25 protein-coding genes are annotated in these 19,346 nt (G+C 60.0%); 15 read left to right on the forward strand and 10 right to left on the reverse strand.

What is annotated here, in order from left to right; genetic code table 11:
• The first annotated feature begins 111 nt into the window (after nucleotides 1-111).
• Genes HU743_RS15085 through HU743_RS15105 form a run of 5 tightly spaced genes read left to right on the forward strand, consistent with a single transcriptional unit; the run spans nucleotide 112 to nucleotide 3,881 of the window.
• A complete protein-coding gene (locus HU743_RS15085) occupies nucleotides 112-519 on the forward strand; it encodes a FagA protein (RefSeq protein WP_186649480.1) in 408 nt (135 codons plus the stop codon).
• On the forward strand, nucleotides 500-1,876 hold the full coding sequence (locus HU743_RS15090; RefSeq protein ID WP_186649483.1) for a class II fumarate hydratase: 1,377 nt from the start codon (nucleotides 500-502) through the stop codon (nucleotides 1,874-1,876). The genes HU743_RS15085 and HU743_RS15090 overlap by 20 nt, the downstream gene beginning before the upstream one ends.
• A gap of 27 nt (nucleotides 1,877-1,903) precedes the next feature.
• Nucleotides 1,904-2,344, forward strand: coding sequence for a hypothetical protein (locus HU743_RS15095; protein WP_186649486.1), 441 nt, complete (start codon nucleotides 1,904-1,906; stop codon nucleotides 2,342-2,344).
• A 1-nt stretch (nucleotide 2,345) separates the two neighbouring features.
• On the forward strand, nucleotides 2,346-2,957 hold the full coding sequence (locus HU743_RS15100; protein WP_186618683.1) for a superoxide dismutase: 612 nt from the start codon (nucleotides 2,346-2,348) through the stop codon (nucleotides 2,955-2,957).
• Between the two features lie 30 nt (nucleotides 2,958-2,987).
• Nucleotides 2,988-3,881 (forward strand): ZIP family metal transporter, encoded by an 894-nt coding sequence (locus HU743_RS15105; protein ID WP_186649488.1) that lies wholly within the window; start codon nucleotides 2,988-2,990, stop codon nucleotides 3,879-3,881.
• A 120-nt stretch (nucleotides 3,882-4,001) separates the two neighbouring features.
• Here the strand turns inward: HU743_RS15105 and HU743_RS15110 are convergent, their stop codons facing one another.
• From HU743_RS15110 to HU743_RS15155, 10 genes are all read right to left on the reverse strand, one after another.
• Nucleotides 4,002-4,277 carry an HPr family phosphocarrier protein gene (locus HU743_RS15110; RefSeq protein ID WP_186630948.1) on the reverse strand — a complete coding sequence of 92 codons (276 nt, stop codon included), beginning with the start codon at nucleotides 4,275-4,277 and terminating at the stop codon, nucleotides 4,002-4,004.
• Nucleotides 4,278-4,292: 15 nt separating this feature from the next.
• Complete coding sequence (gene rapZ / locus HU743_RS15115) at nucleotides 4,293-5,150, reverse strand: RNase adapter RapZ (RefSeq protein ID WP_186547265.1); 858 nt, start codon at nucleotides 5,148-5,150, stop codon at nucleotides 4,293-4,295.
• 2 nt (nucleotides 5,151-5,152) lie between these two features.
• Nucleotides 5,153-5,617, reverse strand: a complete 465-nt coding sequence (gene ptsN, locus HU743_RS15120) for a PTS IIA-like nitrogen regulatory protein PtsN (protein WP_186630947.1) — start codon at nucleotides 5,615-5,617, stop codon at nucleotides 5,153-5,155.
• 12 nt (nucleotides 5,618-5,629) lie between these two features.
• On the reverse strand, nucleotides 5,630-5,938 hold the full coding sequence (raiA, locus tag HU743_RS15125) for a ribosome-associated translation inhibitor RaiA (RefSeq protein ID WP_090281780.1): 309 nt from the start codon (nucleotides 5,936-5,938) through the stop codon (nucleotides 5,630-5,632).
• A gap of 73 nt (nucleotides 5,939-6,011) precedes the next feature.
• The gene (locus tag HU743_RS15130) at nucleotides 6,012-7,502 is read right to left on the reverse strand and encodes an RNA polymerase factor sigma-54 (RefSeq protein WP_186630946.1); all 1,491 of its coding nucleotides are present in this window, start codon (nucleotides 7,500-7,502) and stop codon (nucleotides 6,012-6,014) included.
• 185 nt (nucleotides 7,503-7,687) lie between these two features.
• Nucleotides 7,688-8,413 carry an LPS export ABC transporter ATP-binding protein gene (gene lptB, locus HU743_RS15135; protein WP_186547262.1) on the reverse strand — a complete coding sequence of 242 codons (726 nt, stop codon included), beginning with the start codon at nucleotides 8,411-8,413 and terminating at the stop codon, nucleotides 7,688-7,690.
• Nucleotides 8,413-8,958 carry a lipopolysaccharide transport periplasmic protein LptA gene (gene lptA / locus HU743_RS15140; protein ID WP_186618689.1) on the reverse strand — a complete coding sequence of 182 codons (546 nt, stop codon included), beginning with the start codon at nucleotides 8,956-8,958 and terminating at the stop codon, nucleotides 8,413-8,415. The genes lptB and lptA overlap by 1 nt, the downstream gene beginning before the upstream one ends.
• Nucleotides 8,945-9,517 (reverse strand): LPS export ABC transporter periplasmic protein LptC, encoded by a 573-nt coding sequence (lptC, locus tag HU743_RS15145; RefSeq protein WP_186631019.1) that lies wholly within the window; start codon nucleotides 9,515-9,517, stop codon nucleotides 8,945-8,947. The genes lptA and lptC overlap by 14 nt, the downstream gene beginning before the upstream one ends.
• Before the next feature lie 8 nt (nucleotides 9,518-9,525).
• Complete coding sequence (locus HU743_RS15150; RefSeq protein WP_186547259.1) at nucleotides 9,526-10,050, reverse strand: HAD family hydrolase; 525 nt, start codon at nucleotides 10,048-10,050, stop codon at nucleotides 9,526-9,528.
• Nucleotides 10,050-11,024 carry a KpsF/GutQ family sugar-phosphate isomerase gene (locus HU743_RS15155; protein WP_186618692.1) on the reverse strand — a complete coding sequence of 325 codons (975 nt, stop codon included), beginning with the start codon at nucleotides 11,022-11,024 and terminating at the stop codon, nucleotides 10,050-10,052. The genes HU743_RS15150 and HU743_RS15155 overlap by 1 nt, the downstream gene beginning before the upstream one ends.
• Nucleotides 11,025-11,298: 274 nt before the next feature.
• Between HU743_RS15155 and HU743_RS15160 the strand changes: the two genes are divergently transcribed.
• The 10 genes from HU743_RS15160 (at nucleotide 11,299) to hisC (ending at nucleotide 19,271) form a co-directional block, all read left to right on the forward strand.
• Complete coding sequence (locus HU743_RS15160) at nucleotides 11,299-12,108, forward strand: ATP-binding cassette domain-containing protein (RefSeq protein ID WP_186547257.1); 810 nt, start codon at nucleotides 11,299-11,301, stop codon at nucleotides 12,106-12,108.
• Nucleotides 12,108-12,905, forward strand: a complete 798-nt coding sequence (mlaE, locus tag HU743_RS15165; RefSeq protein ID WP_186547256.1) for a lipid asymmetry maintenance ABC transporter permease subunit MlaE — start codon at nucleotides 12,108-12,110, stop codon at nucleotides 12,903-12,905. Before HU743_RS15160 ends, mlaE begins: the two co-directional genes overlap by 1 nt.
• A complete protein-coding gene (gene mlaD / locus HU743_RS15170; RefSeq protein WP_186547255.1) occupies nucleotides 12,905-13,372 on the forward strand; it encodes an outer membrane lipid asymmetry maintenance protein MlaD in 468 nt (155 codons plus the stop codon). The genes mlaE and mlaD overlap by 1 nt, the downstream gene beginning before the upstream one ends.
• Before the next feature lie 11 nt (nucleotides 13,373-13,383).
• Nucleotides 13,384-14,037 (forward strand): ABC transporter substrate-binding protein, encoded by a 654-nt coding sequence (locus HU743_RS15175; protein ID WP_186547254.1) that lies wholly within the window; start codon nucleotides 13,384-13,386, stop codon nucleotides 14,035-14,037.
• Nucleotides 14,034-14,339, forward strand: coding sequence for an STAS domain-containing protein (locus HU743_RS15180; RefSeq protein WP_186618693.1), 306 nt, complete (start codon nucleotides 14,034-14,036; stop codon nucleotides 14,337-14,339). The genes HU743_RS15175 and HU743_RS15180 overlap by 4 nt, the downstream gene beginning before the upstream one ends.
• 114 nt (nucleotides 14,340-14,453) lie before the next feature.
• Entirely contained in the window at nucleotides 14,454-14,705 is a 252-nt protein-coding gene (locus HU743_RS15185) for a BolA family protein (RefSeq protein ID WP_186618694.1), read from the forward strand.
• A gap of 22 nt (nucleotides 14,706-14,727) precedes the next feature.
• Nucleotides 14,728-15,993 carry a UDP-N-acetylglucosamine 1-carboxyvinyltransferase gene (murA, locus tag HU743_RS15190; protein ID WP_186618695.1) on the forward strand — a complete coding sequence of 422 codons (1,266 nt, stop codon included), beginning with the start codon at nucleotides 14,728-14,730 and terminating at the stop codon, nucleotides 15,991-15,993.
• A gap of 124 nt (nucleotides 15,994-16,117) precedes the next feature.
• Nucleotides 16,118-16,753: an ATP phosphoribosyltransferase gene (gene hisG / locus HU743_RS15195; protein ID WP_095180378.1), complete on the forward strand. Its 636-nt coding sequence runs from the start codon at nucleotides 16,118-16,120 to the stop codon at nucleotides 16,751-16,753.
• 125 nt (nucleotides 16,754-16,878) lie between these two features.
• Nucleotides 16,879-18,216, forward strand: coding sequence for a histidinol dehydrogenase (gene hisD / locus HU743_RS15200; RefSeq protein ID WP_186547251.1), 1,338 nt, complete (start codon nucleotides 16,879-16,881; stop codon nucleotides 18,214-18,216).
• 2 nt (nucleotides 18,217-18,218) lie between these two features.
• Nucleotides 18,219-19,271, forward strand: a complete 1,053-nt coding sequence (gene hisC, locus HU743_RS15205) for a histidinol-phosphate transaminase (protein WP_186649491.1) — start codon at nucleotides 18,219-18,221, stop codon at nucleotides 19,269-19,271.
• Nucleotides 19,272-19,346 lie beyond the last annotated feature (75 nt).

Consider the following 19,346-nt stretch of genomic DNA (forward strand, 5'->3'; position numbering starts at 1 on the left):
TACACCGCATTCGCGAGCAAGCCCGCTCCCACAAGGTTGCATGCATGCAGGCTTGTTTTGGTTCTCATTATCATCTAATAATGAATCTCATCTCCGCACGAGTCCCGGATCATGAGTTCTGCCTTGCACGAGCAGCCCTACCTCGAAAGCTGGCGCTGGATGAGTCGCCAGATCCGTTGCGCATTGAATCCTGACGAGCCACGCCTGATCGAACACTACCTTGCCGAAGGGCGCTATTTGTCCTGTTGCACGGCAACCTCGCCCTGGACCGTCGCCGAAACTTCATTCCGTCTGTTGCTCGATACCGCCGCTGATATGGCCTTGCCGTGGCACTGGCGCAGCCTCTGCCTCGATCAGGCCTGGCGGCCGTTGCGCGACATGGAGCGCCTGGCGCTTTGCCAATGCCGCCTCCAGCGCTGGCAACGCTACACCTGGCAACTCGCAACATGCGAGTTGCAACCCTCGATCCCTCTTACTGAACTGTTGCAAGGACACTCGCATGACCAAGACACGTATTGAGCGCGACAGCATGGGCGAACTGCAGGTGCCGGTCGACGCGCTCTACGGCGCGCAAACCCAGCGCGCGGTGAATAACTTCCCGATCAGCGGCAAGCCGATGCCGCGCCAGTTCGTCCGCGCACTGATTCTGGCCAAAGCCGCTGCCGCTCGCGCCAACGTCGAGTTGAACCAGATCAGCGCGGCGCAAGGCAAAGCCATCAGCGATGCCGCGCAAGGGCTGCTCGAAGGCAATTTCATGCAGCATTTTCCGGTGGATATTTTCCAGACCGGTTCCGGCACCAGTTCGAACATGAACGCCAATGAAGTGATCGCCACGCTGGCCAGCCGTCTGCTTGGCGAGTCGATCAATGCCAACGACCATGTCAACTGCGGCCAGAGCAGCAACGACATCATCCCGACCACCATCCATGTCAGCGCCGCGCTGGCTTTGCATGAACAATTACTGCCGGCGCTGCTGCATCTTGTGCAAGTCATTGAGCACAAGGCCGGACAAGTGCATCACCACGTCAAGACCGGCCGCACGCATCTGATGGACGCGATGCCCGTGCGCATGAGTCAGGTGCTTAATGGCTGGGCGCAGCAGCTCAAGGCCAACATCGGTCATTTGCAGGATTTGCTGCCCAGCCTGCAATCGCTGGCGCAGGGCGGCACGGCGGTCGGCACCGGGATCAATGCGCACCCTGAATTCGCGGCGCGTTTCAGTCGTCATTTGAGCCAACTGACCGACGTGCAGTTCACACCGGGCAAGGATCTGTTCGCGCTGATCGGCTCGCAGGACACCGCCGTCGCCGTTTCCGGTCAGCTCAAGGCCTGCGCCGTGACGCTGATGAAGATCGCCAACGATCTGCGCTGGATGAACTCCGGCCCGCTCGCCGGTCTCGGCGAAATCGAGCTCGAAGCCCTGCAACCCGGCTCGTCGATCATGCCGGGCAAGGTCAATCCGGTGATACCGGAAGCCACGGCCATGGTCGCTGCGCAGGTGATCGGCAACGATTCGGTGATCACCGTCGCCGGTCAGTCGGGCAACTTCGAACTCAATGTGATGCTGCCGATCATCGCCGACAACCTGCTGAGCAGCATTGAGCTGCTGGCCAATGCCAGCCGCCTGCTCGGTGACAAGGCCATCGCCAGCTTCAAAGTCAACGAGGCGCGCCTCAAGGAAGCGTTGTCGCGTAACCCGATTCTGGTGACTGCGCTCAATCCGATCATCGGCTACCAGAAAGCCGCCGAAATCGCCAAGCAGGCCTACAGGGAAGGTCGCGCGGTGATCGACGTCGCGCTGGAACACACCGACCTGTCACGCCGCGAGCTGGAAGAGTTGCTCAACCCCGAGAAACTCACCGCCGGCGGCGTGTAAATCCCGCAACCGCTTTGGAGGTTCATCATGGAGCACTGGAAACGCACGATCGAACGGGCCAATCGCTGCTTCATGCTGGGCGAGCTGATCGATGCCCGTGAGGCTTACCTGCAAGCCCTGGCCCTGGCGCAAGTGTTGTTCGAACGCTGGGCGGACGCCGACGAAGCGGTGGCGGCCTGCGTCGTCTCTCACCACAACCTCGCCGATTTGCACCTGCGCCTGAATCAACCGGAGGAGAGCGCCGAGTATCTGTGCGCCATCCACCAACGGTTATTGCAGACCATGCAGAACGAACGCTTGCGCCCGGCCCTGCGTGAAGCGGCGTTGCGCCAGAGCAGCAAGACCTACGTCGAACTGCTGAATTTCATCAGCGAGCACGGCGAATACCCGCGCACCCAGCGTCTGCTGCACCCGGACACCGGCAATGCACGTCGCGCCTCAGCCCCTCATCACCATGGAGTCCATTGAAATGGCTTTTACCTTGCCTGCCTTGCCTTACGCCTACGATGCCCTCGAACCGCACATCGATGCGCAAACCATGGAAATCCACTACACCAAGCATCACCAGACCTACATCAACAACCTTAACGCCGCCGTGGAAGGCACCGAGTTTGCCGAGTGGCCAGTGGAAAAACTTGTCGCCAGTGTGCAGCAGTTGCCGGAAAAGCTTCGCGCAGCGGTGATCAATCAGGGCGGCGGTCACGCCAACCATTCGCTGTTCTGGGAAGTGATGGTGCCCAACGGCGGCGGCGAGCCCGACGGTGCTTTGGCCAAAGCCATTGATGAACAACTGGGCGGACTCGACCGTTTCAAGGAAGCGTTCACCAAAGCCGCGCTGACCCGTTTCGGCAGCGGCTGGGCCTGGCTCAGCGTGACCCCGGAGAAAAAGCTGATCGTGGAAAGCAGCGGCAATCAGGACAGTCCATTGATGAACGGCAACACGCCGATTCTCGGTCTCGATGTCTGGGAGCACGCTTATTACCTGCGCTACCAGAATCGCCGTCCGGAATACATCAATGCGTTTTACAACGTGATCAATTGGCCTGAAGTCGCTGCGCGCTACCAGGCCGCACTGGTCTGAGTTTTCGACAACAACAATTCAAGGCTGACTATGGGCACTGAGACACTGGCGATCACAAGTGGGCGTATGTTTCGTTACGCCGTGGGATCGCTGTTGCTGTTGGCGGGCATGACCCTGCTGGTCGCGCACGGGCTGCATTGGCTGGATTTTGCGCCGAGACTGTCCAGAGCCTTGCAGGGTGGTGCGATCTGCGCCCTCGGCACGGCGCTCGGGGCGGTCCCGGTGCTGGTGATCCGGCGCATGCCGCAAGCGCTCAGCGACACCTTGCTGGGGTTCGGTGCCGGGGTCATGCTGGCGGCGACAGCATTCTCGCTGATCGTGCCGGGCATCGCCGCTGCTGAAAGTCTGGGCCTGACTCCGTGGACGGCCAGCGGACTGATCTGTTTCGGCATCCTGCTGGGCGCGCTCGGTCTGTACCTGGTTGATCGCAGACTGTCGGGGGCTTCGCCGCAAATGCTCATCGGCACGCTGGAGCATCCGGTGATTCCACCGCGGATCTGGCTGTTCGTGTTCGCCATCATCGCGCACAACATTCCGGAAGGCATGGCGGTCGGTGTGTCTGCTGGCGGCGGCATGCCGGAAGCGGACAGCCTGGCGATGGGTATCGCCTTGCAGGATGTGCCGGAGGGGTTGGTGATTGCGTTGGTGCTGGCCGGGGCGGGGATGTCGCGTGTCAGGGCATTCCTGATCGGCGCGGCGTCAGGTCTGGTCGAGCCGGTGTTCGCAGTGTTGTGTGCCTGGCTGGTGAGTCTGGCGCAAGTGCTGTTGCCGCTGGGGTTGGCACTGGCGGCGGGGGCGATGTTGCTGGTGGTCACGCACGAAGTGATCCCGGAGTCGCGCCGTCATGGTCATGACAAGCTGGCGAGTCTCGGTTTGTTGATCGGGTTTTGTCTGATGATGGTCATGGATACGGCGCTGGGTTGAACTGTGGCGAGGGAGCTTGCTCCCGCTCGGCTGCGCAGCAGTCGTCAGTACGGTGCAACTGGAGGAAATCGAGTGGGGCCGCTTCGCAGCCCGGCGGGAGCAAGCTCCCTCGCCACAGGGTCACTCGCCTTCATCGAAGTAGTTGTTGATCAGTTCTACCAGGGCGTCCATGGCTTCCTGGGCTTGCTCGCCCTCGGTGCTCAAATGGATTTTGGTGCCCTTGCCCGCCGCCAGCATCATCATTGCCATAATGCTTTTACCGTCCACTGTGCTCTCGGGCGTGCGGCCCACTCTTATCGTCGTGTTCGGAAATTTGCCGGCAACGCCGACGAACTTGGCCGACGCTCGGGCGTGCAGCCCCAATTTGTTGATGATTTCGATTTCACGAGCAGGCATCGCGGTGTGAATCCTTTAGGTGAGGTCGCGGTGGCGAACCTGGACGTTCTTCAAGGTTTTTTGCAGGGCCTGACCCAGGCGTTCGGTCAGGTAGACAGAGCGGTGGTGCCCGCCGGTGCAGCCAATGGCAACGGTGACGTAGGCGCGATTGCTCGCGGCGAAACGCGGCAGCCACTTGTGCAGGTAGGCGAAGATGTCCTGATACATTTCCTCGACATCCGGCTGTTCCGCCAGGTACTCGGCCACCGGCGCGTCGAGACCGGACTGCTCGCGCAGCTCCGGTTTCCAGTACGGGTTGGGCAGGCAGCGCACATCAAAGACCAGGTCGGCGTCGACCGGCATGCCGCGCTTGAAGCCAAACGACTCGACCAGAAACGCCGTACCCGGCTCCGGCTGGTTCAGCAGACGCAACTTGATGGTGTCGCGCAACTGATAGAGGTTCAGATGCGTGGTGTTGATCTTCAGGTCAGCCAGATCGGCGATGGGGCCGAGCAGGGCGCTTTCATCCTTGATCGCCTCGGCCAGCGAACGGTCGGCATTGCTCAGCGGGTGACGACGGCGCGTCTCGGAGAAACGCTTGAGCAGGGTTTCTTCGTCGGCATCCAGATACAGCACATCGCACTGAATGTGCTTGCTCCGGGCATCTTCGAGCAGTTCAGGGAAGCGCGACAGGTGGCTCGGCAGGTTGCGCGCATCGATCGATACGGCCACCAGCGGCTGTGCCAGTTCGGTGTGGATCAGCGCGCGTTCGGCCAGTTCCGGCAGCAGGCCAGCCGGCAGGTTATCGATGCAGTAATAGCCGTTGTCCTCGAGGACATTCAGGGCGGTACTTTTACCCGAGCCCGAACGGCCGCTGACGATGATCAAACGCATGATTAGTGCCCGTTCTGCTCGTCCAGGACGACCTGGTACAGCGCTTCGTTGCTTGGCGCGCTGCGCAATCTGTCACGCACTTCCTTGCGATCGAGCATGCTGGCGATCTGGCGCAGCAATTCCAGGTGTGCATCGGTCGCAGCTTCCGGTACCAGCAACACGAACAGCAGGTCCACCGGGGCGCCATCGATGGCGTCGAAATCAATCGGGGCTTCAAGGTGCATCAGCGCGCTGATCGGCGACTGGCAACCCTTGAGGCGGCAGTGGGGAATGGCGATGCCGTTGCCAAAACCGGTGGAACCGAGTTTTTCACGGGCAACCAGGGCCTCGAAGACATCCTGCATCGCCAGATCCGGCACTTCGCGGTGGATCAGGTTGGCAATCTGTTCGAGGGCTTTTTTCTTGCTGCCGCCCGGCGCGCTCACTTGGGAGCGGCCGGGGGTCAGGATGGTTTCAAGTCGGATCATGGGATAGGGGGGTTAACGACCGGTCGCGCCCTGGAGGAGGCTCTGGGTCTTTTCCTTATGCTTTTTGAGTTGGCGATCCAGCTTGTCGGTGAGCAGGTCAATGGCGGCATACATGTCGTCATGCTCGGCATTGGCAACTACTTCTCCGCCGGGAATATGCAGCGTGGCTTCGATTTTCTGCTTGAGCTTCTCGACATTCAATATGACTTGCACGTTGGTGATCTTGTCGAAATGCCGCTCCAGTCGGTCGAGTTTTTCGCCGATGTAGGTGCGCAGAGGTTCGGTCACTTCCAGTTGGTGTCCACTGATGTTGACTTGCATACAGCTTCTCCTTCGTTGCCAGTGCATAAAGCGGCAGGCCGAAAAGCCTGCCACTGGAACGCTGTAACGTGGCTTACATCAACCGTTTGCGCTCGCTCGAAGGCGCGATCCCGAGGGATTCGCGGTACTTGGCGACCGTGCGGCGAGCCACCTGAATGCCTTGTGCCTCCAGTAAACCAGCGATCTTGCTGTCGCTCAACGGCTTTTTCTGATTTTCCGCGGCAACCAGTTTTTTAATGATCGCGCGGATCGCCGTGGACGAGCATTCGCCGCCTTCGGAGGTGCTGACGTGGCTGGAGAAAAAGTATTTCAGTTCATAAATACCACGTGGGGTATGCATGAATTTTTGCGTGGTCACCCGGGAAATCGTCGATTCATGCATGCCTACGGCTTCGGCGATGTCATGCAGGACCAGCGGCTTCATCGCTTCGTCGCCATATTCCAGGAAGCCGCGTTGGTGCTCGACAATCTGCGTGGCCACTTTCATCAGGGTTTCGTTGCGGCTCTGCAGGCTCTTGATGAACCAGCGCGCTTCCTGCAACTGATTGCGCATGAAGGTGTTGTCGGCGCTGGTGTCGGCGCGCTTGACGAAGCCGGCGTACTGGGCGTTGACGCGCAGACGCGGTACGGATTCCTGATTCAGTTCGACCAGCCAGCGTTCGTTGTCCTTGCGCACGATGACATCGGGGATGACGTACTCGGCTTCGGTGGACTCGATCTGTGAGCCCGGACGCGGATTAAGGCTCTGCACCAGTTCGATGACCTGGCGCAGCTCATCTTCCTTGAGCTTCATCCGGCGCATCAACTGGCTGTAATCGCGGCTGCCCAGCAGGTCGATGTAATCGGTGACCAGACGTTTGGCCTCGGCCAGCCACGGCGTCCGGGCCGGCAACTGACGCAGTTGCAGCAGCAGGCACTCGCTGAGGTTGCGGGCGCCGATGCCGGCCGGTTCGAACTGCTGGATGCGGTGCAGGACGGCTTCGATTTCGTCCAGCTCGATGTCCAGTTCCGGGTCGAATGCTTCAAGGATCTCGTCGAGGGTTTCGTCGAGATAGCCCTGATTGTTGATGCAATCGATCAGCGTCACGGCGATCAGCCGGTCGGTGTCGGACATCGGCGCGAGATTCAGTTGCCACAGCAGATGGCTTTGCAGGCTTTCGCCAACCGATGTGCGGGTGGTGAAATCCCACTCGTCGTCATCGCTGCTGGGCAGGCTGCTGGCGCTGGTCTGGTAGACATCTTCCCAGGCGGTATCGACCGGAAGTTCGTTAGGGATGCGCTCGTTCCATTCGCCTTCCTCGAGGTTATCCACCGTCGGGGCGGCTTCCTGGTAGGACGGTTCCTGAATTTCGGCGGGCTTTTGTTCGGTGCTGTCGGCCAGCGGGTCGGAATTGTCGAAGTCGTCGCCTTCTTCCTGGCGTTCGAGCATCGGATTGGATTCCAGGGCCTCCTGGATTTCCTGTTGCAGATCCAGGGTGGACAATTGGAGCAGGCGGATGGCCTGTTGCAGCTGCGGTGTCATCGTCAGCTGCTGGCCCATTCTCAAGACTAGCGATGGTTTCATGGCAGGGGCTTAACACCTTATTCGCCGGCGCTATGCGCCATCCACTACAGGGCGCCGGAGCGCCAAACTTAAGCAAATTATATGCCTGAAACTGAAGTGTTTGCCTAGAGCGCTGTAACAATTAAAGCGTATTAAATCCTGCTTGAATCGATACGGCGCCCGGGCGGCTCACCGGGCACTGTCGCTTACAGGCGGAATTCGTGACCCAAATACACTTCCTTGACCAGATCATTGGCCAGAATGGTTTGCGCATCGCCTTCAGCGATCAGTTGGCCATCGTTGACGATGTAGGCGGTTTCGCAGATATCCAAGGTCTCACGGACGTTGTGGTCGGTGATCAGAACACCGATGCCCTTGGCCTTGAGATGGTGAATGATCTGCTTGATGTCGCCGACCGAGATCGGGTCGACACCGGCGAACGGTTCGTCGAGCAGGATAAATTTCGGCGCGGTGGCCAGGGCGCGAGCGATTTCCACACGGCGACGCTCACCGCCGGACAGGCTCATGCCGAGGTTGTCGCGAATGTGGCTGATGTGGAATTCCTGCAACAGGCTTTCCAGCTCCTTGCGACGGCCGGCCTTGTCGAGTTCCTGACGGGTCTCAAGGATCGCCATGATGTTGTCGGCCACCGACAGTTTGCGGAAGATCGACGCTTCTTGCGGCAGATAGCCGATACCGGCCTTGGCGCGACCGTGCATCGGCTGGTGGCTGACGTCCAGATCATCGATCAGCACACGACCCTGATCGGCCTGCACCAGGCCGACGATCATGTAAAAGCAGGTCGTCTTGCCGGCGCCGTTCGGGCCGAGCAGACCGACGATCTGGCCGCTGTCGATCGACAGACTGACGTCACGCACGACCTGACGGCTTTTATAGGCCTTGGCCAGGTGCTGAGCTTTCAGAGTTGCCATTACTGGGTTTTCTCGTCGGTTTTCTTCTTCGGCTGGATCACCATGTCGATGCGCGGACGCGCTTCGGTGACTTTGCTGCCCGTGGCGCGACCGGCGCTGGCGAGTTTCTTCACGGTGTCGTAGACGATTTTCTCGCCCTGAGTAACGTTGCCGTCCTTGTCGACGACCTTGGCCTTGTCGATCAGCACGACGCGGTTTTGCTGGGCGTGGTACTGAATCGTCACGCCGTAGCCTTGTACCGGTTTGGTGTCGCCCTGGGTTTGCAACTGTTCGAAGTAAGCCAGGTTGCCCACGGAGGTCACAACGTCGATGTCGCCATTCGGCGCGCGAGTCATGGTCACCGTGTTGCCTTTGACGATCATCGAACCCTGAGTAATGATCACGTCACCTTTATAGGTGGCAATGCCATTCTTGTCGTCCAGTTGGGCGTCGTCGGCCTGAATGCGGATCGGTTGCTGCTGATCGTTCGGCAGGGACCAGGCGCTCACGCTTCCCAGTGCTGCGCCCAGACTGAGCAAAATAGGGAGGGTTTTAACGAGCCTCATACTGTCCTCTTACGTTCGATTGCAGGTGTATCCTGCTTTCCTTCAGGTACGCTTTCATTCCGACGCCAGTCGATACACCGCCAGCGCCCTCGATTCTAACGGGTTGCGCGGTCTGCGCATATTCTTGCTGCGGGAACACGGTCATGCGGGTGCTGGTGATCAGGGTGCCGCGATTTTTCTCATCGGTACGCTGTACGCGCACCGAGTCGATCAATTCCACTTCGGTACCGCCCGAATTCACTTCGCCGCGCTCACTGGTCACGTGCCATGGGAAGTCGGTGCCGCGATACATGTTCAAGTCCGGTCTGGTGACCAGAGTGACGTCGGTGGCCTTGACGTGCTCGGCCTTGTCGGAGGTCATCTCGTACTGCACTTTGCCGTCCGGCAGATACTGAATGGTGTGCGTGTTGGTCGCGTACCAGTCGATTGGATTTTCGGCGGTCGACACCGGCGGCTTGTCGAGAAAGCGCTCCGGGCTGATATTCCAATAGCCGACCGCAGCGAAGATCGCAGCGATGCAGCCGAACAGCAGGAAGTTGCGAAACTTTTTGCTAAACATGGTCAGGCTCACAGGTACGCGGCGTTGGCCGCATCGAGGCGGCCCTGGGCGCGCAGGATCAATTCGCAGAACTCGCGGGCGGCACCTTCGCCGCCGCGGGCGCGGGTCACGCCGTGGGCATGTTCGCGGACGAAATCGGCAGCGTTGGCAACGGCCATGCCCAGGCCCACGCGGCGGATCACCGGCAGGTCAGGCAGATCGTCACCGAGGTAGGCGACCTGTTCATAGCTTAGGCCCAGTTGCGCCAGCAGGCCGTCGAGAACGACCAGTTTGTCCTCGCGCCCCTGAAACAGATGAGGAATGCCGAGGTTTTTCGCACGGCGTTCGACCACCGGGGTTTTGCGGCCACTGATGATAGCCGTCTGCACGCCGGCATTCATCAGCATTTTGATGCCCTGGCCGTCGAGGGTGTTGAACGTCTTGAACTCGCTGCCGTCTTCGAGGAAATACAGACGTCCGTCGGTAAGGACGCCATCGACGTCGAAGACTGCCAGTTTGATCGCTTTGCCGCGTTGCAGCAGATCGTTGCTCATTACATGACTCCTGCGCGCAGCAGATCGGAGAGGTTGAAGGCGCCGATCGGGCGGTCCTCCTCGTCGACGACTACCAGGGCGTTGATTCGGTGGTCTTCCATGATTTTCAGGGCTTCGGCGGCGAGCATCTCGGGCCGGGCGGTCTTGCCGTGCGCGGTCATCACCTGATCAATGGTGGCGCTGCGGATATCGATGGCGCGATCCAGGGTGCGACGCAAGTCGCCGTCGGTGAAGATCCCCGCGAGCTTGCCGTCGGCTTCAAGAATGACGGTCATGCCGAGGCCCTTGCGGGTCATCTCCATCAGCGCGTCCTTGAGCAAAGTGCCGCGTTGCACCTGCGGCAGCTCCTGTCCGGCGTGCATGACGTTTTCCACTTTCAGCAGCAGACGACGCCCAAGCGCTCCGCCCGGATGAGAGAAGGCGAAGTCTTCAGCGGTAAAGCCGCGCGCCTCCAGCAGCGCAACCGCCAGGGCATCGCCCATGACCAGCGCAGCCGTCGTCGACGAGGTCGGCGCCAGGTTCAGCGGGCAGGCCTCGTGCTCGACGTGAACGTTGAGATTGACCTCGGCGGCCTTCGCCAGCGGCGACTGCGGGTTGCCGGTGAGGCTGATCAACTGGATGCCCAGGCGTTTGATCAGGGGCAGCAAGGTCACGATTTCATTGGTCGAGCCGGAGTTCGACAGGGCCAGGATCACGTCGTCGCGAGTGATCATGCCCATGTCGCCGTGGCTGGCTTCGGCCGGGTGCACGAAAAACGCTGGCGTACCGGTGCTGGCCAGGGTGGCGGCAATCTTGTTGCCGATGTGCCCCGATTTGCCCATGCCGACCACGACCACACGCCCCTTGCTGGCCAGAATCATCTCGCAGGCGCGCACGAAATCGGCGTCGATATGGGGCATCAAGCCTTGGACGGCTTCCACTTCGAGGCGGATGGTGCGTTGTGCCGATTGAATCAGGTCGCGGGTTTTGCTCATGTCAGGAATCGTTTAGCCCGATGAAAAGGCGGCGATTATAGCGGTTTAGTTGCAAAGCCTCACGCAAGTTCGTCGTGCTTTGTCATTACTCGTTACCAAAACCCTCTAAAAGAAGCGGCGACCCTCTCATGTCGCTGATCTGCGAGGGGTTCAGGCTTGGGCGCTTGGCCTTTGCAGTGATATAGTTCGCCGCCAGTTCGGCCTGCCCGGGATGTAGGTGCTTTCCACTGAAAGCCTGGCATCCAAGTGAGAGGCTGCATCGCAAGGAGTTTAGATGAGTGCCGATAACGCCTACGCGGTCGAGCTGAAGGGAGTTTCCTTCAAGCGCGGTGCGCGCAGCATTTTCAATAACGTCGATATTCGCATCCCGCGCGGCAAAGTCACCGGCATCATGGGACCTTCCGGGTGTGGCAAGACCACGCTGTTGCGCATGATGGGCGCGCAGTTGCGCCCGTCCAGCGGCGAAGTCTGGGTCAACGGCCAGAACCTGCCGACGCTGTCGCGCAGTGATCTGTTCGATGCGCGCAAGCACATGGGCGTGCTGTTTCAGAGCGGCGCGCTGTTTACCGATCTCGATGTCTTCGAGAACGTGGCGTTCCCCCTGCGTGTGCATACCCAATTGCCGGAAGACATGATTCGCGACATCGTTCTGCTCAAGTTGCAGGCGGTGGGTTTGCGTGGCGCCATCGATTTGATGCCCGATGAATTGTCCGGCGGTATGAAGCGCCGTGTGGCACTGGCGCGTGCCATCGCGCTGGACCCGCAGATTCTCATGTACGACGAGCCCTTTGTCGGCCAAGACCCCATCGCCATGGGCGTGCTGGTGCGCCTTATCCGACTGCTCAACGATGCGCTGGGGATCACCAGCATCGTGGTCTCCCACGACCTGGCAGAAACCGCGAGCATCGCCGACTACATCTATGTCGTGGGCGACGGCCAGGTGCTGGGGCAGGGCACGCCGGACGAGTTGATGAACTCGCAAGAGCCGCGCATTCGTCAGTTCATGACCGGCGACCCCGATGGCCCGGTGCCGTATCACTTTCCAGCGACGGATTACCGCGCAGATCTTCTGGGGAAGCGCTGATGCGCAGAATTTCATTGATAGAACGCGTGCGCCGGTTTGGCGAAGCGGCGATCGACGCCGTTGCGGTGTTTGGTCGTGCGACCTTGTTCCTGTTTCATGCCTTGCTGGGTCGCGGCGGCATCAGCGGCGGTTTTGGCCTGCTGGTTAAACAGCTGCATTCGGTAGGCGTCATGTCGCTGGTGATCATCGTGGTCTCCGGCATCTTTATCGGCATGGTCCTGGCCCTGCAGGGCTTCAGTATTTTGTCGAGCTATGGTTCCGAGCAGGCGGTGGGGCAGATGGTTGCCCTGACGCTGTTGCGCGAGCTGGGTCCGGTGGTCACAGCGTTGCTGTTTGCCGGGCGCGCCGGTTCGGCGCTGACAGCCGAAATTGGCAACATGAAGTCCACCGAGCAGTTGTCCAGCCTGGAAATGATCGGTGTCGATCCGCTCAAGTACATCATCGCTCCGCGGCTGTGGGCCGGTTTTATTTCCCTGCCAGTGCTGGCGATGATCTTCAGTGTGGTGGGCATCTGGGGCGGTTCGTGGGTGGCCGTCGACTGGCTGGGCGTGTATGAAGGCTCCTACTGGGCGAACATGCAGAACAGCGTGAACTTCGTCGACGACGTGCTCAACGGCGTGATCAAAAGCATCGTTTTCGCCTTTGTCGTGACCTGGATCGCCGTATTTCAAGGCTATGACTGTGAGCCCACTTCCGAGGGGATCAGTCGTGCCACTACCAAGACCGTGGTGTTTGCCTCGCTGGCAGTGCTCGGCCTGGACTTTATTCTGACCGCTTTGATGTTTGGAGATTTCTGATGCAAAACCGCACCCTGGAAATCGGTGTCGGCCTGTTCCTGCTGGCAGGGATCCTGGCTTTGCTGCTGCTCGCCTTGCGGGTCAGTGGCCTGTCTGCGACTTCGTCCACCGACACTTATAAACTGTATGCCTATTTCGACAATATCGCCGGTTTGACGGTCAGAGCCAAAGTGACCATGGCCGGTGTGACCATCGGCAAGGTCACGGCGATCGATCTGGATCGCGACAGCTTTACCGGTCGGGTCACTCTGCAAGTGGATAAAAAGGTCGACAACCTGCCGGTTGATTCCACAGCGTCTATCCTGACCGCGGGTCTGCTGGGCGAGAAATACATCGGTATCAGTGTCGGCGGCGAAGACACCCAGTTGAAGGATGGCGGAACCATCCACGACACGCAGTCGTCACTGGTACTGGAAGACCTGATCGGTAAATTCCTGCTCAATACCGTTAGCAAAGACGCCAAATGAGGAGCTTTTGAATGATCTCTATCTTGCGACGTGGCCTGTTGGTGTTGCTCGCGGCATTGCCGTTGATGGCTAACGCTGCGCCGGGGCAATCGGCACATGATCTGATTCAAGACACGACGAACCGGATGCTTGCCGATCTGCAGGCCAACAAAGAGAAATACAAGCAGGACCCACAGGACTTCTACACCGCGCTGAACAACATTGTCGGCCCTGTGGTAGATGCCGAAGGCATTTCCAAGAGCATCATGACCGTGAAGTATTCGCGTAAGGCGACGCCCGAGCAGATGCAGCGCTTTCAGGAAAACTTCAAGCGTGGCCTGTTCCAGTTCTACGGCAACGCGCTGCTTGAGTACAACAACCAGGGCATCACCGTCGATCCTGCCAAGGACGAGTCGGGCGATCGCACCAGCGTCAACATGACCGTCAAGGGCAGCAATGGCGCGATCTATCCAGTGCAATACACGCTGGAGAAGATCGGCGGCGAGTGGAAACTGCGCAACGTGATCATCAATGGCATCAACATTGGCAAGCTGTTCCGTGATCAGTTTGCCGACGCGATGCAGCGCAATGGCAACGACCTCGACAAGACGATCAACGGTTGGGCCGGTGAAGTGGCCAAGGCCAAGCAGGAAACCGACAAAGCTGCTGCGAAGCCAGCGCAATGAGTGAGGCGGCAGTGCGTATGAGTGATGTCGACGAGCTTGTGCTCAGTGGCGTGCTGGACTATCGCACCGGGCCGGACCTGAGAAGGGAAGGCCAGGCGCTGATCAAGTCGAGCAAGGCAAGCTCGTTGGTGATCGATTGCTCGGCAGTGAAGAAGTCCAGCAGCGTCGGCCTGTCGTTGCTGCTGTGCTTCATGCGCGATGCACAGGCGGCCGGCAAAGCTGTCAGCATCCGCGCAATGCCGGAAGACATGCGCGAAATCGCTCAGGTCAGTGAGCTGACTGAACTGTTGGCGCACCCCTGAACCCACATCTATTAAAAGCCCCCCGTCAGAGTCCTGCGTTGCGGGGTTCGCAGGCGCGGGGCTTTTTTGTATGATGTCCGACCCGTGCGCACAGGGCGCCGATTGAGGTTGAGCATGCAGGCCAACGAAGTAAAGAGCTTCCTTGAAGAAAAGCTGGCAGACGGCTTTCCACAAGTGCAGGTTGAAGTTGAAGGCGAAGGCTGCAACTTTCAGCTGAACGTGATTAGCGATGAACTGGCGGCGTTAAGCCCGGTCAAGCGTCAGCAGAGCATCTATGCCCATTTGAACCCATGGATCGCTGATGGCAGCATCCATGCGGTCACTATGAAATTTTTCAGCCGCGCGGCCTGGGCCGAGCGCACCTGAGCCCTAGGGCGTCGAGATACTAATGGATAAATTGATTATTACCGGTGGCGCTCGCCTTGATGGCGAGATCCGCATTTCCGGCGCGAAAAACTCCGCCCTGCCGATCCTGGCCGCCACCCTGCTGTGCGATGGCCCGGTGACCGTTGCCAACCTGCCGCACCTGCACGACATCACCACCATGATCGAGCTGTTCGGTCGTATGGGCATCGAGCCGGTCATCGACGAGAAACTCAGCGTCGAAATCGACCCGCGCACCATCAAAACCCTGATCGCACCGTACGAACTGGTGAAAACCATGCGTGCGTCGATCCTGGTACTGGGTCCGATGGTCGCGCGTTTCGGTGAAGCCGAAGTCGCACTGCCTGGCGGTTGCGCGATCGGTTCGCGTCCGGTCGACCTGCACATCCGTGGTCTGGAAGCGATGGGTGCGATCATCGACGTCGAAGGCGGCTACATCAAGGCCAAGGCGCCTGAAGGCGGCCTGCGCGGTGCGCACTTCTTCTTCGATACCGTCAGTGTGACCGGTACCGAGAACATCATGATGGCCGCCGCCCTGGCCAAAGGCCGCAGCGTGCTGCAGAACGCCGCCCGTGAGCCTGAAGTGGTCGACCTGGCAAACTTCCTCAACGCCATGGGCGCCAAGGTTTCTGGTGCCGGCACCGACACCATCACCATCGATGGCGTCGAGCGTCTGGGTTCGGCTTTCTATAAAGTCATGCCTGACCGTATCGAAACCGGTACCTACCTGGTCGCCGCCGCCGTGACCGGTGGCCGCGTCAAGGTCAAGGACACCGATCCGACCATTCTCGAAGCCGTTCTGGAAAAACTCCGTGAAGCCGGCGCAGAAATCACCTGCGGTGAAGACTGGATCGAGCTGAACATGCACGGCAAGCGTCCGAAAGCCGTGAACGTGCGCACCGCGCCGTACCCGGCGTTCCCGACTGACATGCAGGCGCAGTTCATCTCGCTCAACGCCATTGCCGAAGGCACCGGTGCAGTGATCGAGACGATCTTCGAAAACCGTTTCATGCACGTGTACGAGCTGCACCGCATGGGCGCCAAGATCCAGGTCGAAGGCAACACCGCGATCGTCACCGGCACCGAGATCCTCAAGGGCGCGCCAGTGATGGCCACCGACCTGCGGGCTTCGGCCAGTCTGGTGATCTCGGCACTGATGGCCGAAGGCGACACGCTGATCGACCGCATCTACCACATCGACCGTGGTTACGAGTGCATCGAAGAAAAACTGCAGATGCTGGGCGCCAAGATCCGTCGCGTTCCGGGCTGATTGCTGCATTGGGACACAGGGACGTGTCCGCTGAGTTTTCGAGTCGAGCCGGTTACCGGCTCGATGTGTGTCCGGCGCCGATTGCGACCGGGCATGAGTACCTTGATAAGGACTGACGTTTCCCATGTTGACCATCGCACTGTCCAAGGGCCGCATCCTTGACGACACCCTGCCGCTTCTCGCCGAAGCGGGCATCGTGCCGACCGAGAATCCGGACAAGAGCCGCAAGCTGATCATTCCCACGACCCAGGACGACGTGCGTCTGCTGATCGTGCGCGCCACCGATGTGCCGACCTATGTCGAGCATGGCGCGGCCGACCTTGGCGTTGCCGGCAAGGACGTGTTGATGGAATACAGCGGCCAGGGCCTGTACGAGCCGCTGGACCTGCAGATCGCCCAGTGCAAGCTGATGACGGCCGGCAAGATCGGCGCAGTCGAGCCCAAGGGCCGTCTGCGCGTGGCGACCAAGTTCGTTAATGTCGCCAAGCGTTACTACGCCGAGCAGGGCCGTCAGGTCGACATCATCAAGCTTTACGGTTCGATGGAGCTGGCACCGCTGATCGGTCTGGCCGACAAGATCATCGACGTGGTCGACACCGGCAACACCCTGCGCGCCAATGGCCTGGAACCTCAGGAACTGATCGCCACGATCAGCTCGCGCCTGGTGGTCAACAAGGCTTCGATGAAGATGCAGCACGCCCGAATCCAGGCGTTGATCGACACCCTGCGCAACGCAGTGGAGTCTCGACACCGCGGCTGATTCACCTGCGCGGCCCGAGGCCGCGCCGTCTATCCGCCTCATAGCCAGAATTCTCAGGTGCCCAAGCGGATCGAATGCCAGTATCGGGCGCCTGAGTTATTTGCCATTCCTATGAGGCTCTCGCTATGACCGCACCGACTGCAATTCGCCGACTCAACGCTGCTGACCCGGATTTCGCGCATCATCTGGATCATCTGCTGAGCTGGGAAAGTGTGTCTGACGACTCGGTCAATCAGCGCGTGCTGGACATCATCAAGGCGGTGCGCGAGCGCGGTGACGCGGCGCTGGTCGAATTCACCCAGAAGTTCGATGGCCTCGAAGTCGCCTCGATGGCCGATCTGATCCTGCCGCGCGAGCGTCTGGAGCTGGCGCTGACCCGGATCACGGTCGAACAGCGCGAGGCTTTGGAAAAAGCCGCAGCACGGGTGCGCAGCTACCACGAAAAACAGAAGCAGGATTCCTGGAGCTACACCGAAGCCGATGGCACGGTGCTGGGCCAGAAGGTCACACCGCTGGACCGCGCGGGTCTTTACGTGCCAGGCGGCAAGGCGTCGTATCCGTCGTCAGTGTTGATGAACGCGATTCCGGCCAAGGTCGCTGGCGTGACCGAAGTGGTCATGGTCGTGCCAACGCCGCGCGGTGAAATCAACGAACTGGTGCTGGCCGCTGCCTGCATCGCCGGGGTTGACCGCGTGTTCACCATCGGTGGCGCGCAAGCGGTTGCCGCACTGGCTTACGGCACTGAAAGCGTGCCGAAAGTGGACAAGGTGGTTGGCCCGGGCAATATCTATGTCGCCACGGCCAAGCGCCACGTGTTCGGTCAGGTCGGCATCGACATGATCGCCGGGCCTTCGGAAATTCTCGTGGTGTGTGACGGCCAGACCGATCCGGACTGGATCGCCATGGACTTGTTTTCCCAGGCCGAGCACGACGAAGACGCCCAGGCGATTCTGGTCAGTCCGGACGCCGAGTTCCTCGACAAGGTCGCCGCCAGCATCGACAAACTGCTGCCGACCATGGATCGCGCGACCATCATCGAAACCTCGATCAATGGCCGTGGTGCGCTGATCCAGGTGAATGACATGGCCCAGGCCATCGAAGTCGCCAACCGCATTGCGCCGGAACACCTGGAATTGTCGGTCGCCGATCCGCAGGCTTGGCTGCCGCAAATCCGCCACGCCGGTGCGATCTTCATGGGCCGCCACACCTCTGAGGCTCTGGGCGACTACTGCGCCGGTCCGAACCACGTGCTGCCGACTTCCGGCACCGCGCGCTTTTCCTCACCGCTGGGCGTGTACGACTTCCAGAAACGTTCGTCGATTATCTTCTGCTCCGAGGCCGGTGCTTCCGAGTTGGGTAAAACGGCATCGGTATTGGCCCGTGGCGAATCACTCAGCGCCCATGCGCGCAGCGCCGAATACCGCATCAAAGACCAGGATTTTTTGAAAGGGCAGGGGGAATGAGCATGAGTAAATTCTGGAGCCCGTTCGTCAAGGATCTGGTGCCGTATGTGCCGGGCGAACAGCCGAAGCTGACCCGACTGGTCAAGCTCAACACCAACGAAAACCCCTACGGTCCGTCGCCAAAAGCACTGGCGGCGATGCAGGCCGAACTCAACGACAACTTGCGTCTGTACCCGGATCCGAACAGTGATCTGTTGAAGACCGCTGTCGCCAACTATTACGGCGTGCAGACCAATCAGGTGTTCCTCGGCAACGGTTCGGACGAAGTGCTCGCGCACATTTTCCACGGATTGCTGCAACACGATCAGCCGCTGTTGTTCCCGGACATCAGCTACAGCTTTTATCCCGTCTATTGCGGCCTGTACGGGATCGAATTCGACGCGGTGCCGCTGGATGCGCAATTCCAGATCAACCCGGCCGACTACGCCAAACCGAATGGCGGGATCATCTTCCCCAACCCGAACGCCCCGACCGGTTGCCTGCTGGCGCTGGAGGCGGTCGAGCAAATCCTCAAGGCCAGCCCGGATTCGGTGGTGGTCGTTGACGAGGCGTATATCGACTTCGGCGGTGAGACTGCAATCAGTCTGGTGGATCGTTACCCGAACCTGCTGGTGACCCAGACCCTGTCCAAGTCCCGTTCACTGGCGGGCCTGCGTGTTGGTCTGGCAGTGGGGCATCCGGATCTGATCGAAGCGCTGGAGCGGATCAAGAACAGCTTCAACTCCTATCCGCTGGATCGAATGGCGAATGTCGGCGCAGCGGCGGCATTTGAAGATCGTGAGTATTTCGACAAGACTTGCCGTCTGGTCATCGAAAGCCGTGAGTGGGTGGTTGCACGGTTGCAGGCCAAGGGCTTTGAGGTGCTGCCGTCGGCCGCGAACTTCATTTTCGCCCGCCACCCGCAGCATGACGCGGCGGGGCTGGCCGCCAAGCTGCGCGAGCAGGGCGTGATCGTGCGGCATTTCAAGCAAGAGCGGATTGCGCAGTTCTTGCGAATCTCGATCGGTACGCCGGAGCAGAATCAGGCGCTGATCGACGGCCTCGGCGACCTCTGACCGGCTCTGCTTTTCTGTAGGAGTGAGCCTGCTCGCGATAGCGTAGGGACATTCAACATTCATGTTGGCTGACCC

The organism is Pseudomonas sp. SWRI99 (assembly GCF_014270125.1).
GTDB lineage: Bacteria > Pseudomonadota > Gammaproteobacteria > Pseudomonadales > Pseudomonadaceae > Aquipseudomonas > Aquipseudomonas hamedanensis.